General features: G+C 71.6%; 13 protein-coding genes. 10 read left to right on the top strand and 3 right to left on the bottom strand.

Annotated features, from left to right (window positions below):
• The first annotated feature begins 506 nt into the window (after positions 1–506).
• From WMF45_RS40455 to WMF45_RS40445, 3 genes are all read left to right on the top strand, one after another.
• Positions 507–1,283, top strand: coding sequence for a PP2C family protein-serine/threonine phosphatase (locus WMF45_RS40455; protein ID WP_437711419.1), 777 nt, complete (start codon positions 507–509; stop codon positions 1,281–1,283).
• A 243-nt stretch (positions 1,284–1,526) separates the two neighbouring features.
• Positions 1,527–1,778 carry a hypothetical protein gene (locus tag WMF45_RS40450; RefSeq protein WP_437711417.1) on the top strand — a complete coding sequence of 84 codons (252 nt, stop codon included), beginning with the start codon at positions 1,527–1,529 and terminating at the stop codon, positions 1,776–1,778.
• A gap of 428 nt (positions 1,779–2,206) precedes the next feature.
• Positions 2,207–3,025, top strand: coding sequence for a DUF434 domain-containing protein (locus tag WMF45_RS40445; protein WP_437711415.1), 819 nt, complete (start codon positions 2,207–2,209; stop codon positions 3,023–3,025).
• Positions 3,026–3,041: 16 nt separating this feature from the next.
• Here the strand turns inward: WMF45_RS40445 and WMF45_RS40440 are convergent, their stop codons facing one another.
• Positions 3,042–4,001 carry an NAD-dependent epimerase/dehydratase family protein gene (locus tag WMF45_RS40440; protein ID WP_437711413.1) on the bottom strand — a complete coding sequence of 320 codons (960 nt, stop codon included), beginning with the start codon at positions 3,999–4,001 and terminating at the stop codon, positions 3,042–3,044.
• A 640-nt stretch (positions 4,002–4,641) separates the two neighbouring features.
• On the opposite strand from WMF45_RS40440, the gene WMF45_RS40435 reads away from it, so the two are divergent.
• On the top strand, positions 4,642–5,712 hold the full coding sequence (locus WMF45_RS40435) for a sulfate/molybdate ABC transporter ATP-binding protein (protein ID WP_437711411.1): 1,071 nt from the start codon (positions 4,642–4,644) through the stop codon (positions 5,710–5,712).
• 51 nt (positions 5,713–5,763) lie between these two features.
• A complete protein-coding gene (gene cysK, locus WMF45_RS40430; RefSeq protein WP_437711409.1) occupies positions 5,764–6,720 on the top strand; it encodes a cysteine synthase A in 957 nt (318 codons plus the stop codon).
• 4 nt (positions 6,721–6,724) lie between these two features.
• Here cysK and WMF45_RS40425 read toward each other — a convergent pair whose 3' ends face one another.
• Positions 6,725–7,477, bottom strand: coding sequence for a hypothetical protein (locus WMF45_RS40425; RefSeq protein WP_437711407.1), 753 nt, complete (start codon positions 7,475–7,477; stop codon positions 6,725–6,727).
• A 240-nt stretch (positions 7,478–7,717) separates the two neighbouring features.
• On the bottom strand, positions 7,718–8,251 hold the full coding sequence (locus WMF45_RS40420) for a hypothetical protein (RefSeq protein ID WP_437711405.1): 534 nt from the start codon (positions 8,249–8,251) through the stop codon (positions 7,718–7,720).
• An 89-nt stretch (positions 8,252–8,340) separates the two neighbouring features.
• Here WMF45_RS40420 and WMF45_RS40415 point away from each other — a divergent pair, with 89 nt between their 5' ends.
• The 5 genes from WMF45_RS40415 to WMF45_RS40395 all read left to right on the top strand — a co-directional run bounded on the left by WMF45_RS40415 (position 8,341) and on the right by WMF45_RS40395 (position 16,023).
• Positions 8,341–9,405: an AAA family ATPase gene (locus WMF45_RS40415; protein WP_437711403.1), complete on the top strand. Its 1,065-nt coding sequence runs from the start codon at positions 8,341–8,343 to the stop codon at positions 9,403–9,405.
• A complete protein-coding gene (locus tag WMF45_RS40410; RefSeq protein WP_437711401.1) occupies positions 9,402–11,540 on the top strand; it encodes a hypothetical protein in 2,139 nt (712 codons plus the stop codon). The genes WMF45_RS40415 and WMF45_RS40410 overlap by 4 nt, the downstream gene beginning before the upstream one ends.
• Entirely contained in the window at positions 11,537–12,781 is a 1,245-nt protein-coding gene (locus WMF45_RS40405) for an ABC transporter ATP-binding protein (RefSeq protein ID WP_437711399.1), read from the top strand. The genes WMF45_RS40410 and WMF45_RS40405 overlap by 4 nt, the downstream gene beginning before the upstream one ends.
• On the top strand, positions 12,778–14,535 hold the full coding sequence (locus tag WMF45_RS40400) for an ABC transporter permease (RefSeq protein ID WP_437711398.1): 1,758 nt from the start codon (positions 12,778–12,780) through the stop codon (positions 14,533–14,535). Before WMF45_RS40405 ends, WMF45_RS40400 begins: the two co-directional genes overlap by 4 nt.
• Positions 14,536–14,829: 294 nt before the next feature.
• A complete protein-coding gene (locus WMF45_RS40395) occupies positions 14,830–16,023 on the top strand; it encodes a serine/threonine-protein kinase (protein ID WP_437711396.1) in 1,194 nt (397 codons plus the stop codon).
• Positions 16,024–16,218: the final 195 nt, after the last annotated feature.

The following is a 16,218-nucleotide window of genomic DNA, read 5'->3' as shown; positions in this document are numbered from 1 at the left end:
ATCGCTCCCTCCGGGATCCCGGGCCGGACGCCTGGTGGCTGGGAGCACGGCGGCCCGGACAACGTCAGCTGCGTCCTCGCACGCCTGGGAGGCGGGTGACGTGAGCGGGAATTCCATGACAACCGAGGCACCGGCGACGGACGCACCCGCCCCGTCCCGCGCTTGGCGCGGGACATGGGGCGGGCGGGCCGCGCGCAGGCCCGCAGGGCCGAGCACGGACCGGGGTGGGGCACCCATCCTTTCTTCTCTTGTTTCTCGCTGTCGGAAGGAAGCCGGTCGGTGACGGCGGACCAGCGCAGGCCGCGTCCGGTGCTGCTGGGCGCGGTGCTCGTCGTGGTGGTCCTGGTGAGCCGGGCGGTGAAGGCGACGCTCAGGGCGGTGTGAGGTTGGCGACGTAGCGAAGGCCGCGCGGCGCGGCCTGAGGACATCGAGGGAACCGCGCGCCGCGGACGTCGGCGCGCCATGGCTCGGCTCGTCCGGAGGACGAGCGCGCGAGGAGGACGATCGTGTATCCACAGCTCGCCATCGAGGCGGCAGCGCATTCCGACGTGGGGCGGCGACGGAGCCACAACGAGGACAGCTTCGCGGCTTTGCCGTGCGTGGGGCTCTTCATGGTCGCCGACGGTCTTGGCGGCAACGCGGCCGGAGAGGTGGCGTCCCGGATGGCCATCGAGGTGGTCAAGAGCTGCTTCGAGGTGGACGAGGATCTCGAGGAGACGTGGCCGTACGGCACGGGGAGTCCGCACGACCGGGACGAGGTGCGGCTGGTGATGAGCGTGCGGCGCGCGAACCGGGCGATCTACGAGGCGAGCCAGAAGAAAGAGGAGGTGCGCGGCATGGCGACGACGTTCGCGGGCGTGCTGCTCGGCGCGGGGATGGCGTACGTCGCGCACGTGGGCGACTCGCGGGTGTACCGGATGCGCGGCGGCAAGCTGGAACGGCTGACGCGGGATCACACGCTGCTGGAGGAGCTGCTGAGCGAGGGGGACGGCGCGCTTGCAGCGCTGGAGGCGCTGAGCGGACGAGCGGACGCGGTGACGCGGGCGCTTGGGTGCGACAAGCGCGTGGAGATCGAGTCGCGCGTGGAGCCGACCCTGCCGGGCGACGTGTTCCTCGTCTGCTCCGACGGCCTGTGGGGCCCGGTGCCCGAGGCGCGGATCGAGGGCGTGCTGGCAAGGCACCGGGACCTGAGCCTGGCGGCGAGCCTGCTTGTCGACATCGCCAACGAGCACGGCGGACCGGACAACGTCACCTGCGTGCTGGCACCCCTAGGAGGCGGGTGACCTGCGCGGCGATGACGCGCTGCTGCCTCCCGTCACGGGCGCAGCTGGACCCGAGCGAGTGGAGTTTGCTGGCACTTCGAGACCGACGAGCCCTGGGAAAAATGAGATTGACCATGTCATTTCATGAGAATTTTATGCAGCCCAACGTAAGCCTGCGCGACCTCTCGGATCTCGGCGAGAGTGCGCTTGGCGAGCGGGTTCGTCGGCGGCAGAATGGGCGCCCTCGTCCCAAGAGGAGCGCTCGTGGCCAAGCGTCGGCGGTTCAGCGGCAACGGCACGCGTCGTTCGGGCAACGTGATTCACGTGAGCTCAAGGCTGATGTGGGAGCTCGCGTGGCTGCGGAAGCTGGGTCTCGAGGACGTCGACTGGGATCCGGAGCTCTGTTGCCCGCACTGCAGAGCAGAGCGATCCGCTCGAGGGGAGCCGGTGGAGGATGTCACGCCGCCCTCCGGGACGTGGCCCAAGCTCCCGCTGCACGAAGACGAGCGCGAATGATCGACGGGCGCCGCCGCAAGGGCATCCTCGATCCGCGGGTGGAGGCGGCGCTGCCGGGCGATGTCTTCCCTGTGCGCTGCGGGCAGATGAAAAATGGTGGAGCTGGCTGAGAAATTCGGGGGGCTCGGAGGAATGTGATTGGCGGAAGATACCGACCACGGCGGGCCGTGATTTCCAAGGCGGAGGCGACGAAATGAGAAAACAAGGTTGCCGTGAACAGGGTAGCGATCGACCTGTCGCGCGGCACTGCGACAAGGAGGCGGGCTGCTTCGCGCTCACGGCATCACCCACTCCCAGGTGGGTTGTCTTGGGTTCGGGCGGAAGGGCCTCTGATCTGCTGACCCCCTTCTGCGTCGGGCGGCGAGCGCGGAGCTCATCCGACGGTTGCTCCAAGCAGCCCCTCGGCAGGTCGATCTATCCATCGAGGCGTGGCAGCTGCCGGCGATGGGCTGTGGCGGCCGGACAACGTGACGGCGTTCTGGTGCGCCGCGGAGGCGGGTGACATGGCGGGCGAACACAGCGGCGCGCCGCGCGGCGGACACCCGGACGATGAGCGGCTGTTCGGCCCCGATGCCGTCCGGACGCTGCGCGTGGCCTTCGAGGAGGTGACGTGGCTCCTCGGCCGCGGCTATCCGCTGCGCACCGCGATCCGGACCGCCGGCGACCACCACCAGCTGGCCGCACGCCAGCGCCTCGCGCTGCAGCGGGCGGCTTGTTCGGACGCGCAGCGGGCGTCGCGCCTCGCGCGCTGCGCCCCGCCCTCGTCGCTCCAGGGCGCGGAGGCGAACATCGACGGCTTCAACCTGATCATCACGCTGGAGGTGGCGCTCGCGGGCGGGCTGCTCGTGCGTGGGCCGGAGGGGGCGCTGCGCGATCTCGCGGGGCTGCGCGGCAGCTACGCGCCGATCGCGGAGACCGACGCAGCCATCGATCGGATCGGCGACGCGCTGTCCGGCGCCGGCGCGGCGCGCGCGCGCTTCCTCCTCGACGCGGCGATCCCCAGCTCCGGGCGGCTGCGCGCGCGGATCCTGGAGCGGCTCGGGGGCGGGCCCCTCTCGATCGAAGCGACGCTCGTCCCCGATCCCGACCGCCTCCTCGCGGGGGCGGCGGGCGTGATCTCGTCCGACAGCGTCGTCCTCGATCGCTGCGTGGGCTGGGTCAACCTCGCGGACGAGATCGTGGGCGCGCGCGTGCCGGCGGCGCGCGTGGTCGAGCTCGTCCCTCGCGGAGGTGATGCCGGCGCGTGAGGGCGCGGAGCGCCCGTCACCGGCAGAGCCCGAGCCGCCTCGTTTGCCAGGCGACCTGCGCCGCGAGCCCCTCGCGCAGGGGCACCCGGGGCAAGTACCGGAGCGCCGCCTGTGCGGCCGCGGTGTCCGCCCAGGTGCGCCGGACGTCGCCGGGCTGCGGCTCTCCCCGCTCGACGCGCACGGGTCCTGCGAGCTCCCCGAGCAGCCCGAGTGCGTCGTTGAGGCTGACCCGCGAGCCGCCGCCGATGTTGAACACGCCGACCGCGCCGCCCTCCATGGCGTCGACGTTGGCCTGCACCGCGTCGCTCACGTACGTGAAATCGCGCGTCTGCTCGCCGTCGCCGTACACGCGGACCGGCTCGCCCTTCAGCACGGCGGCGATGAACCGGTGAAATGCCATGTCGGGGCGCTGCCTGGGGCCGTACACCGTGAAGTACCGGAGCGAGATCGTGGGCAGGCCGAAGTTGCGCCGGTACAGCTCGCAGAGCTGCTCGGCGGCGAGCTTCGTCACCCCGTAGGGTGAGTGGGGGGCGGTCCGGCTGGATTCGTGCATGGGTACATCCCCCGTGTCGCCGGAGGGGTCGCCGTAGACGGAGGAGGACGAGGCATAGACGAGCTTGCGCACCTGGCCGTGCGCCCTGGTTGCCTCCAGCAGCCGCTGCGTCGCGAGCACGTTGTCGCGCAGGTAGACCTCGAAGCTCTGTCCCCAGCTCGGGCGCACGCCCGCCTGCGCCGCCTGGTGGAAGACGACCTCGCGGCCCGAGAGCAGCGGGCGGAGATCGTCTGTGGCGAGGTCGGCCGTGGAGAGCGAGAAGCGCGGTTCGCCGCGCAGCCGTGCCAGGTTCCCCTCCTTGAGCTCGCGGGCGTAGTAGTCGGTGAAGCGGTCGACCCCGAGCACCTCATGCCCGAGCTCGATCAACCGCTCCGCCAGGTGGGAGCCGATGAATCCGGCCACCCCCGTCACCAGACAACGCATCCGCCTTCCGTCCTGGTCCTGCCGCGTCGCGGCCTCGTGTCCTCGTCTAGCCGCGCCGCGGGCTCCGGTCCCGGGCCTGCCGCGTCGCGGCGCGGCGATGCTAGCACCTCGGACCGTCCGTTGAGTCGGGCAGCAGCCGTCCGCGCGAAGCCCGCCGCGCCGCTGAGCTCGCTCCGGGGTTCGGGAACCGACTGGGAACCGACCGAGGTTGAGGACCGACCGAGGTTGAGGACCGACCGAGGTTGAGGACCGACCGAGGTTGGGGACCGACCGAGGTTGAGGACTGACCGAGGTTGGAGGACCGACCGAGGTTGAGGACCGACCGAGGTTGAGGACCGACCGAGGTTGAGGACCGACCGAGGTTGAGGACCGACCGAGGTTGAGGACCGACCGAGGTTGAGGACCGACCGACCCGGGAGGGGGACGGCCTGAGCAGGGGCTCCGCGCTTCCTGCCCTCTGTCACCCTTCTTGCATCAGCATGCCCCCACCCCTTCTTGCAAATACACCCACCTTTCCGATGTATATTTCTGAATCTGGTTGCGCCTACCCGCCCGGCAGGCGACGCTGGTGCGCGCTCGGGCCCCTCGCATTTTCTGTCCGAGGCGCGATCGAGACGGGTCGGAAGGCGAGCTGTTGCTTATGGGAATTGTTGTCGAGCGGCTCACGAAGCGGTTCGGTCCGAACAAGGTGGTCGATGACGTCTCGTTCGAGATCGAGAGCGGCGCGCTGGTCGCGCTCCTCGGGCCGAGCGGAGGTGGCAAGAGCACCGTCCTGCGCATCATCGCCGGGCTCGAGAGCCCCGACTCCGGCGAGGTCGTCCTGAACGGCAAGAACGCGACCACCACCCGCGTCCAGGACCGGAACATCGGCTTCGTCTTCCAGAACTACGCGCTGTTCAGGCACATGAGCGTGCGCGACAACATCGGCTTCGGCCTCAGCATCCGGAAGCGGCCACGGAAGGAGATCGCGACCACCGTCGACGAGCTCCTCAACCTTGTGCAGCTCGACGGGCTCGGCGGCAGGTTCCCGCACGAGCTGTCCGGCGGCCAGCGGCAGCGCGTCGCGCTGGCGCGCGCGCTCGCGCCAGGCTCGTCGCTGCTCCTGCTCGACGAGCCGTTCGGGGCGCTCGACGCCAAGGTCCGCCTCGAGCTGCGCGAGTGGATCCGGAGGCTCCACAAGGAGCGAGGGATCACGAGCGTCTTCGTGACCCACGACCAGGAAGAGGCGATGGACCTCGCCGATCGGGTCATCGTGCTGCACAAGGGGCGGGTCGAGCAGATCGGCACCCCGGAGGAGATCTACGACCGGCCGGCGACCGAGTTCGTCGCGAGCTTCGTCGGGTCGATCAACGTGCTCAAGGGGGAGGTGCGCGACGGCCAGGCGGCGCTCGGTACCCTCGCGGTGCACGCTCCCCCCGGGACCGGCGACGGCGCGAGCGTGCACGCCTTCGTACGTCCGCACGACATCGAGGTCCACACCCGGATCGACTCCTCGAAGACGCCTGCCGCCGACGACGCCAGCGTCGCGCGCGTCGAGCGGCTGTCGCGGGTCGGGTGGATGGTCAAGGCGGAGCTCCGCCTCTCCGACGGCCAGCCGCTCTCCGTCGAGCTGACCAAGGATCGCGTCGCCGAGCTCGGCCTGTCCGAGGGGGACAGGGTGCTGGTAAATCTCCGAGACGCCAAGATCTTCGTGCAAGATTACTCCATCTAGCCCGCTGGCCGGCGCTCCCGTCTGGCCAACGGCCATCACGGGAGGCGGCACGTGGCTTCAATCTTCGACGACATCGCGGCGACGATCGGGCGCACCCCCCTCGTCCGCCTGAGCTCTGCGGGCAAGGGTCTGCGCGCCGAGCTGATCGGCAAGGTCGAGAGCCGGAACCCCGGCGGCAGCGTCAAGGATCGCATCGGCCTCGCGATGGTCGAGGACGCCGAGCGGCAGGGCAAGCTGAAGACCGGGAGCGTCCTCGTCGAGCCGACGAGCGGCAACACGGGCCTCGCGCTGGCGATGATCGCCGCGGCCAAGGGCTACCGGCTGATCCTCACGATGCCCGAGTCGATGAGCCCCGAGCGGATCGCGCTGCTCCGGGCCTTCGGGGTCGAGGTGCTGCTGACGCCCGGATCGCTCATGGTGCAGGCCGTCGCGCGGGCGCGCCAGATCGTGGAAGAGACGCCCGGCGCGGTGATGCTCCAGCAGTTCGAGAACCCGGCGAACCCCGCCGCGCACCGCGTGACGACCGCGCGCGAGATCTGGGAGGACACGGACGGGACGGTCGACGTCGTGGTCGCCGGCGTGGGGACCGGCGGGACGATCACCGGCGTGGGCGAGGTGCTCAAGCAGAAGAAGCCGGGCGTGAAGATGATCGCGGTCGAGCCCAAAAACGCGGCCGTGCTGAGCGGCGGCCGCGTGGGCGCGCACCTGATCCAGGGCATCGGCGCGGGCTTCGTCCCGAAGATCCTCCGGCGCGAGCTCATCGACGAGGTGGTGCCCGTGTCCGAGGACGAGTCCTTCGAAGCCGCGCGCCGGCTCGCCAAGACCGAGGGCATCCTCGTCGGCATCTCCGGCGGCGCGGCGATGGCGGCGGCGCTGTCGATCGCGGCGCGCGACGAGATGCAGGGAAAGAGGATCGTGGTGATCCTTCCCGACGGCGGGGAGCGGTACGTCACCTCGCCGCTCTTCAAGGAGCTCGTCGGCTGCGCCCGCGCGGCCGTGCCCCGCTGAACCGCTAGGGAAGGCAGCCGCACATCGGGTCGCCTTCCCTGCAGAAGCACTCCGTCTTCCTGGGCGCCTGCGGCGCCGCCGGCCTCGCTGCCTTGACCTGGAGGGCCTCCCGGTCGCGCCTCGCCGCGAGGAGCTTGCGCTCGAGCTCCGCCTTCTCGGCCTGGCTCCGCACCGTCTGGTACGCGAGCGTCAGCTCGCCGATCTTCCTCTCGCTCGACGCCAGATCGCTCTGGAGCGTCGCGAGCCGCTGCTCGTGGGCGGCGCGCGCGGCCGTCTGCTCGGCCAGCGTCTGCTCGGCCTCCGGCCTGAGCTTGCCGAAGAAGACGCCGAGCGTCGCGGCGAGCACCACGACGAAGAGCGCGCTCCCCCCCGTGACGAGCTGCTTGAGCCGCCGCTTCTGGGCGTCTCCCGCGAGGGCGACGAGCCTGCGCTCGTGCTCCTGCTGCCTCTCCATGGCCTCGATGCGCGCGCGCTGCTCCGCCTCGACGCGGGCCTTCTCGACGGCCGCGGCCCGGATCCCCTCGAGCCGCGCGGCCTCCTCGCGCGCCTGCTCCTCCTCGCGGCGGGTCCGCTCCTCCTCGGCCCGGATGCGCGCCGCCTCCTCCGCCCGAGCGCGCCGCTCGAGGGCGCGCCGCGCCTCTTGCTCTGCGAGCGCGCGCTGTCGCGCGGTCTCCTCCTCCTCGAGCAGCCGCTGCTTCTCGAGGCTCATGAGCTGCTTGAGCGAGAACAGAACAGAGCTCTCCTGGATCTCGGCCATGACGGATCGACCTCCTTGCCCGCGCCGGGGTGCGGAGCGCACGGCGCACGCCGACGAGCGCGGCTCCGGCGGATGAACTCCGCTCCTCCGGCCTCGCTCTCGCGCGCTGTGTGCTCTCGGTTCGTCCGTTGGACCGAGCGACGAGATGGAAGCTTGGATGGCTGAGGAGCCGAGCGGGACGGGCGCAGGGGAAGCGCCGCGAGAGGTAGGGAGTGATGAGGAGCGCCGCGAGCGGCGCGATCACTCGATGCGGACGGCGACGAGGACCTTCATCCACACCCCTTCGGGCGGGATCGTCTTCGTCAGATCGACCTTGCCTTCCCAGTCGACGTGCACCGTGTAATCGCCGCTCTCGTCGTCCTTGTAGAAGAAGTGCCGGATGTCGTCGTGATAGACCCGATCGAGCGGGACGATGCGCTCCCCGGCAGGCATCGGCGCCTTCTTGGCGACGACGGTCGACTTGCCGTCGACGACGGCCGAGGCGGAGACGCTCTTGAGGAAGGTGAGGTCAGGCACGTTGTCGTCGCGTGCTTCCAGCCGGATGTACATGAGCTCGGCCCTGTCGACGGAGTTCGGGTCCTCCGAGACGGAGAGCTCGCTCCATCCGGAGAAGGTCGACTGCGAGGTGGGCTTCACGAGGAACTTGGTCTCCACCTCATGCTCGCCGACGACCGAGGCACAGGCGCTCGCGCCGAGCGACAGCGCCACGGTGAGCGCAGCGCCGCTGCGCGCGGCAAGGCAGAGCGAGGCGAGCCCACGGCGACAGGTCAACATAAGCATCCTCATTCGCAAGACATAGCATGGCGAGCTCCGATCGACGCGCGGGGCGCGGCCGGCTATCGTCGTCGGCCGAGGGCGACCAGATGGCGGCGGAATCAGGCGCAAGTATTGACGGCGGGCAGGGCACGGCCCCTGCGTCCTTCGAGGCGAGGATCGAGCTCGCCCAGCGAACGAGCGCGCGGCTGCGAGAGGCGATCGGGCAGGCCGTGGTCGGGCAGGACGACGTCATCGAGCAGACGCTCTGGGGGATCCTCGCGGGAGGGCACGTCCTCCTCGAGGGGGCGCCCGGGCTGGGCAAGACGCTCCTCGTCAGGACCATCGCCGGCTGCCTCGATCTCGCGTTCTCGCGCATCCAGTTCACCCCGGATCTCATGCCGAGCGACGTGACCGGCACGAACGTGCTCGTCGCGGCGGCGGACGGCTCGCGCCACTTCTCGCTGCACAAGGGGCCGATCTTCGGGCAGGTGATCCTGGCGGACGAGATCAACCGGGCGACGCCGAAGACGCAGAGCGCGCTGCTCGAGGCCATGCAGGAGCACGCGTGCACCATCGCGGGCACGCGGTACGCGATGGAGGAGCCGTTCTTCGTGCTGGCCACCGAGAACCCGATCGAGATGGAAGGGACTTACCCGCTGCCGGAGGCGCAGCTCGATCGGTTCCTGCTCAAGGTGCTCGTGCCGAGCCCGACCGAGGATGAAATGACCGAGATCATCGCCCGGACCACGGGCCACGATCGCGGGCCGCCGCCGCGGGTGCTCACCCGCGACGACGTGCTCTCGCTGCGGTCGCTCTGCCGCGACATCGCGGTCGCCGAGCCCGTCATGCGGTACGCGTCGCGGCTCACCCGCGCGAGCGATCCGGCCGCCGAGGGGGCGCCCGAGATCGTGCGGAGGTCGCTCCGGTTCGGCGCCGGCGTGCGCGGCGCGCAGTCGCTGGTGCTGGCCGCGAAGGCCGTGGCGCTGCTCCAGGGGAGGGCGCACGTCGCCTTCGCCGACGTGCAGCGGGTCGCGAAGCCGGTGCTCCGCCACCGGATGATCCGGTCCTTCGAGGGCGAGGCGGAGGGGATCACGACGGATCAGGTGATCACGGCGCTCCTCTCCGCGATCGAGGCGCGGCCCGAGCCCGTGGCGCAGGCGATCCGCCGATGAGGCGCGTGGAGGAGCCGCGGGGGCAGGCGATCCGGGGCGGGTCGCCGAGGAGAGGCGCGAAGGGCCTTGCGGGGGCGGCGTCGCTCGCGGCGCTCTTCTCGGCGGGGCCCGCGTCCGGGCAGGCGCCGCCGCTGTCGACCGCGACGGCGCTCGCCGTCGACGTGGCGCCCGTGCTCGGGACGAGCGGCGGGGTGCCCTGGGGCTGGAACCAGGTCGTCGTGCGCATCCAGAACAACGGCGGCCGGGCGGCCAGGGGCGAGGTCGAGGTCGAGTCGAAGCGCTACTCCGATGACCGCGTCTTCGTCGCGTCGGCGCCCTACGCCGTCGGGGCGGGCGCGTCCGTCGACGTGCGCGTTCCGGTGCATGTATCCCCTTTCGGCGACGTGCAGGTGCGGGCGCTCGATGAGGGCGGAGCGCAGGTGTCGTCGCAGGGGCTCTCGTCGACCTCGCAACACGCGGTGGTGCTCTTCGACGTCAGCGAGAGGTCGCTGCTCCGCGGGGGCCTCCACGACGCGCCGATCGCGCCGCTGTACATATCGACCAGCCGCGCGCCCGGGGGGACGCCGAGCCCTGTCCTCTGGGTCGGGCAGCCTCGCTTCGACAGCGCGACCGGCGACCCGCTGCTGCCCGACCGGGCGGCCCTTTACAACGCGGCGGACGCCGTGCTCATGCGCACCGACACGCTGTCCAGGCTGAGCGGCTCCGAGCTCGAGGCGCTCGCGGGCTTCGTCCTCTCCGGCGGCACGCTGGCGCTGTCCGTCGCCCGCCCCGAGGATCTGCGGCACCCGACGCTCGCGGCGTTCGTCGGCGGTGAGGTCGCGAGGGCGGCCATCGCGCCGCCCACCCTCGCGGAGATCGCGCCGCCCGGCGGCTCCGGCGGCTTTGGCAAGCAGGGCAACGTGCTCCTGCCCGCGCCGAGCGCGGCCCCCGCGGTGGCCGAGTCGCTCTGCGGCTGGTCGGGCGGCAACCTGCGCGGGAGCGCGTATGGCAGCTCGGCGTTCTACGGCCTCGGCGAGGTGCACCTGCTCGCGTTCGACCCCACGCGCGCGCCCGCGGCCAGCGACCCGTGGGTGAAGATCCGGGTGGCCGATCTCGCTCGCCGAGCCTACGACCGTCGCTCCACCGTGGCCTTCCGCCCGGGGGAGGATGCGATGGGCGTCGACCTCGATCCGGTGCGGCGGGAGCTCGATCCGAACGAGAGCTCCCGCTGGGCGATCGGGGTCTCCGCGCTGCTGCTCTGCATTTACGCGGTGCTCGCCGGTCCGATCAATTTCTCGCGCGCCGCGCGGCAGGGGAGGCCGCTCCGCGCGCTCTGGTACCTGCCGGTGGCTGCGGCGGTCACGTTCGCGGTGATCGTCGGCGTGGGCCTGCTCGCGAAGGGGGTGCGCGGCCGGGCGCGCCACCTCACGCTCATCGAGGCGGGGGCCGGCATGACGAAGGGGGCGGTGCGCCGGTTCCGGGGCTTCTTCGTCGCCAGCGCGGAGGAGCTCACGGTCCGCACGACCGACGCGAGCGGCGTGATCAGCACGGCGGTTGTCGCCGAGCTCTCGGAGCGGCGCGACCGGTTGCTCGTGGATCGCGACGGGGCCCGGCTGACGAAGGTCGCGGCGCTCCCCTGGCAGACGGTGATCGTGCGTGAGGACGGGGCCGCGTCGCTCGGCGACGGCATCGCGATCGTCGCCGATCCGAGCGGCGACGTCGTCGTGAGCAACCGGAGCGGCCGCGACCTCCGGGCCGGCGTCCTGTGGCTACCGGAGGGCGCGGCCCGCTACTTCGCCCGCATCGGCGACGGGGAGAGGGTCTCGTCGCGCGCGGGGGTCGATCTCGCGGCGCGGAGCGAGGGGCAGGGCTGGCTCTCGCACGCGGGCTTCGGGCGACGGGTCGGCGGCATGGACGTCCACGACCTCGGCGGGAGGTTGCTGACTCCGCTCCTCGAGCCGGACGCCCCGGGGCTCGGCGCCGCGTGGCTGGCCATCGAGGAGGCGGCCGGTGGATCGGTCGACTGGTTCCCGGCCGGCGTGCCCGTGCTGTTCGGCCAGCTCGACGGCGGCGAGGGGCGCGCGAGCGACTCCGGGTTGCGGATCGACAGCGACCGCGTGCTCGTGCGGGTCGTGGGCTACGGAGGCCGGCCGTGAGCGCGGCGTTCGGCGGCGCTCCGCCCTCCACGGCCGCGGCGCAGATCGAGCGGCCTCGGCCGACGATCCGCGTCCGGCACCTCTCGCACCGCTTCGGCGCGCTCGACGTGCTGAAGGACGTCACCTTCGACGTGGGCCCCGGCGAGATCTTCGGCTTCATCGGGCCGAACGGCGCGGGCAAGACGACGACGATCCGGGTCATGGCGACCTTGCTCGAGCCCATGGCAGGGCGGGTCGAGATCGACGGCGTCGACGTGACGATCGACCCCGCGGCTGTCCGCCGCAGCATCGGGTACATGCCGGATCACGCCGGCGTCTACGACAGGATCACGGTGCGCGAGTACCTCGAGTTCTTCGCGGACGCCTTCCGGGTTCCGTCGCTCGACGTGGTCGACGCCGTCCTGGAGCTGACCGACCTCGGCAAGATCCAGGACCGGATCGTCGCCACGATGTCGAAGGGGATGAAGCAGCGCCTCCAGCTCGGGAGGATCCTGCTGCACGATCCGAAGGTCCTTATCCTGGATGAGCCGGCGAGCGATCTCGATCCGCGCGCGCGCATCGAGATCCGCGATCTCTTGCTCGAGCTGCGGAGCCTGGGGAAGACGATCTTCCTCTCGTCGCACATCCTCACGGAGCTCTCCGACGTGTGCACGTCGATCGGCATCCTCGAGAAGGGCCGCCTCGTCGTCGCCGGGCCGATCGGGGAGATCGCCGCGCGCCTCGAGGCGGTGCGCGCGGCGCAGGCGCACGGGCACGCGCCGCCGCGCCATGGCGCCGCGCCGGGCGCGTACGGGGCGCAGGCGCACGGGCACGCGCCGCCGCGGCACGGACCCGAGGCGGCCACGGCCGACGGCGCGCCGGTGGATCCGGCCGCCGTCGATCGCGCGCAGGCCGGCGGTCCGCCGCCCGGATACGGCCCGCACCCGCCGCACGCCGCTGCGCCGGCGAGCGCGGGGCAGGCGGCCTATCCGGCGCTCTCGCAGATCTCCCGGCGCAAGGTCAAGGTGCGGGTCCTCGGCGATCCCGAGGCAGCGGCCTTCCTGGTCAGGGGCGGGCCGGGGATCACCGACGTCGACATCGTCGCCGGAGCCGTGCACGTCGGTTACGTGGGCACCGACGTGAAGATCGCCGAGATCGTGCAGCACCTCGTGCGCAGCGGCGTCGGCGTGGTCGGCGTCGAGCCGGAGCGCAATGAGCTCGAGAGGATCTTCCTGGAGGTCACGCAAGGAGAGGTGCAGTGAGCGTGCAGACTGGCACATTGCCGCCCGCCGGTCCGGCGTCGCAGCGGCTCGTCGATCGGGCGCGGCATCGCGTGGGGCGCGTGGGACACCTCCTGCGCGAGCCGAACCCGATCTGGATCCGCGAGCTCAAGCAGGCGGCGCGCCTCGCCCGCACGCCGATCATCCTGCTGGTGCTGGCCGTGCTGATGGCGCTGCTCGTGGCGACCATCGGCGGCATCGCGGCGAAGGAAATCGCGCCTGCGAAGACGGGCGTGATCCTGTTCCAGGTCTTCTTCTCGCTCGCGTACTTCGTGGTGGCGCTGGTCGGGCCGGCGGTCGCCGCGAACAGCATCGCTTCGGAGCGCGAGGGGCGCACCTGGGAGGCGGTGCTCCTGACGGGCATCCCGCCCGGCGAGATCGCGCGAGGCAAGTTCCTCGCCGCGTACACGGCGATCTCGATGTACGTGGTGATGCTCGCGCCGGTCGGGGCGCTGCCGTTCCTGTTCGGCGGGATCACCGCGATGGAGGTGGTGATCGCCTTCCTGTTCCTCTTCTTGATCGCGCTGCTCAGCGTGGCCTTCGGCCTGGCGATCAGCTCGAAGATGGGGAGCCTGCGCGCGGCGATCCTCGTCACGCTGCTGCTCGCGTTCCCGCTGTCGATCGGCCTGTTCTCGGCGGGCGGCTCGGGGCTCTCGTACGCGGCCCACCTGGCCTGGCCGGAGGTCCCCGAGGGGCCGCCCATCTGGCTCCCGATCGCCTACCAGCGCGCGCCGCTCGGGCTCGATTACGTGCTCTTCCTGATCCTCCTTCCGATCGCGGCGGTCGGCATGCCCGCGTGGTTCCTGTACCAGGTGACCGTCGCGAACCTCACGAGCGAGAGCGACGATCGCTCCTCCGGGCTGAAGACGTGGTTCGCGGTCTGCGCGCCCGTGACGACCGCCGCCGTCGCGGTGCCGGCGTTCTCGGTGGACCCCTCCGATCGCCTGCCCGCGATCGTCGCGGGCGTGTGCGCGGCGCTCTCGTTTCTGATCTTCTGCGTGTTCCTCTTTGCCGGAGAGCCGATCGGCCCATCGCGCCGCATCGAGGTTCACTGGGCTCGGAGCCGCGCCAGCCGGCTGCGTCGCTTCTTCGGCCCCGGCGTGATGCGCTCGGCGTACCTCCTGCTCGCGGTAGGGGTCCCCGCCATCGTCGCGCTCTGGGTCGCCGGGCACCGGCTGAGCCTCGGCGCGCCCGTCGCGACGCCGGAGATCCAGGCGCAGCAGGTGCAGCACGTCGCCGTCTACGCGCTCGCCGTCTACGTGTTCCTCGTCGGGCTCGGCGCGTTCCTTCGCGCGCGGATCGCCTCGCCCCTGGTCACGCGGGCGCTGCTCCTGACGCTGCTCTTCACGATCGCGGTCGGCCCGTGGATCGTCGCCGCCATCGCCGGCCTCGTCGCGGAGCTCGACACGAGCGAGAGCGCTCTCCTCGTCGCGGCCCCGTCGCCGTTCTATGCGTTCGTGATGCTCTCCAAGGCCGATCAGGGCGACGCGGGGTCTGTCATCGCCGCCGGGTACACGGCCGCAGCTGGCTGGGTCGCCGTCGGGCTCGGCCTGCTCTCCGCGGCCCGCGCCCGCTGCGCTGCCGTGGTCGCGCAACGCGAGGCGGCCTTCGCCGAGACGGACGCGCTCCTCGCCCGGGAAGACGAGGCGGCGCTCGCGGCGGAGCAGGCAGCGCCGCTGCACGCGGCCACGCCGGAGCACGCGGAGCCAGGGAGCGCCGCGGGCACCGCCGCCTGATCACGGGGCGTGATCGCGGCGCGCTCCGAAATCGTACGTGCACGTCTCTTTGCGTGGAAATTTGGAGCGCGTCCGGGGAATGCAACAGGATGCGCTGCGCGCGGATCTGTCGAAATCTTGGGCGTCCCGTGGCGAGCGTGTGAGAAGAGCGCTCGCGCGCTCGAGGTCCGGGAGCGAGAGGGGATCTCGATTCCTCGCGTCGTGTGACGACGGCGGCACCACCTCGGCCCGCAGAGGATGGCCTTGCCTTCGCACGAAGACTGCCGATGCGCGGCGCCTGAGCTGAGCGATACCTTGCTGGATGGAACGCCGTACCGGCCCGTACGCCGGCTCGGGCGAGGGGGAATGGGCGAGGTGATCGAGGCGGCGCACGTGGGCCTCGACAAGCCGGTGGTGGTGAAGCTCTTGCACCGCGACCTGAACCGCGAGCCGCGGCTCGTGGAGCGGATGCGCGTCGAGGCGCAGTCCCTGGCGCGGCTCGCCCACCCGAACCTGGTGACCGTCAGCGATTTCGGGCGGACCGCCGAGGGGAGGACGTTCCTCGTCATGGAGCGGCTCTACGGCCGGACGATGCGCGAGGAGCTCGCGGCGCGCGGCGCGCTGCCGGCGATGGAGGCGCTCGATCTCGTGACGCAGACGCTGGCGGGCCTCGCCGCGGCGCACGGCGCGGGCATCGTTCACCGCGACGTGAAGCTCGAGAACCTCTTCGTGTGCGACGCGGATGCGCAGGGGCGGCGCGTGGTGAAGGTGCTCGACTTCGGGATCGCCAAGGTGGTCGCTCCGCGCGGCGATGGGAGCGCGCCGGCGCCGTCGCTCTATCAGACGGAGGAGGGGGTTCTCGTCGGTACGCCGCGCTATCTCTCGCCCGAGCAGGCGTGCGGGCTCGCCGTCGATGCGCGCACCGACGTGTATGCGGCCGGCGTGGTGCTCTACACGCTGGTCGCCGGTCGCGATCCGTTCGAGCATGTGAGGCGCGTCCACGAGCTCGTGCGCGCCCATGCGAGCGAGATCCCCGCGCCGCCGTCGAGCCACGCGCCACGACCGGTGCCGCCGGAGCTCGACCGCGCGATCATGAGGGCGCTGGAGAAGAGCCCGGAGCTCCGTTTTCCGGACGCAGTGGCGTTCGCGGCGGAGCTGTCGCGCATCGCCGCGGGGCTTTCGGGAGGGGTGGATGGTGGGTCGGTCATGCCGTCCGGGTCGTACTGGCAGCGCACGGCGCCGCTGACGTTGCCGCCGGTCCGGGCGCCGGTGCTCCCACCGACGTTGAGCGCGACCGTGAAGGCGTTCGGCCTCACGGCGCCGTACATGGCAGCGCGGCCCGCCCCAGGGTCTGGGCTGCAGCGGGCCTCGGAGGCGCACAGAAGCAGATCGCGGCGCGCGCGACGGCCCGCGCGCGCTCAGGCCAGCTGGGCGGCCATGGGATTGCTGGTGGTGAGCGTGGTGCTCTTCGGCTTTACCCTGGCGCTGCTGGTGAGCGTCGTGGGCTGACGGCGGGTACGGCGTCGTCGCCGCGGATGCCAGGAACGTCACCCGGTGTGACGAACCCGCTACGATGCGGGCTGCGGAATGGGAGCTCCGGCGCTGAGAGGGCAACCTGGGTCGGAGGGGTCAACCTCCGGAAGGGTCAACCTAGGCGCGGTGGAGGTCAACCTGGGTGCGGGCCACGAGGCAAGGCAGCTCAAC

This window comes from Sorangium sp. So ce448, from assembly GCF_051520915.1.
Classification (GTDB): Bacteria; Myxococcota_A; Polyangia; order Polyangiales; family Polyangiaceae; genus Sorangium; species Sorangium cellulosum_B.
This window is presented reverse-complemented; position numbering and strand designations above follow the sequence as displayed.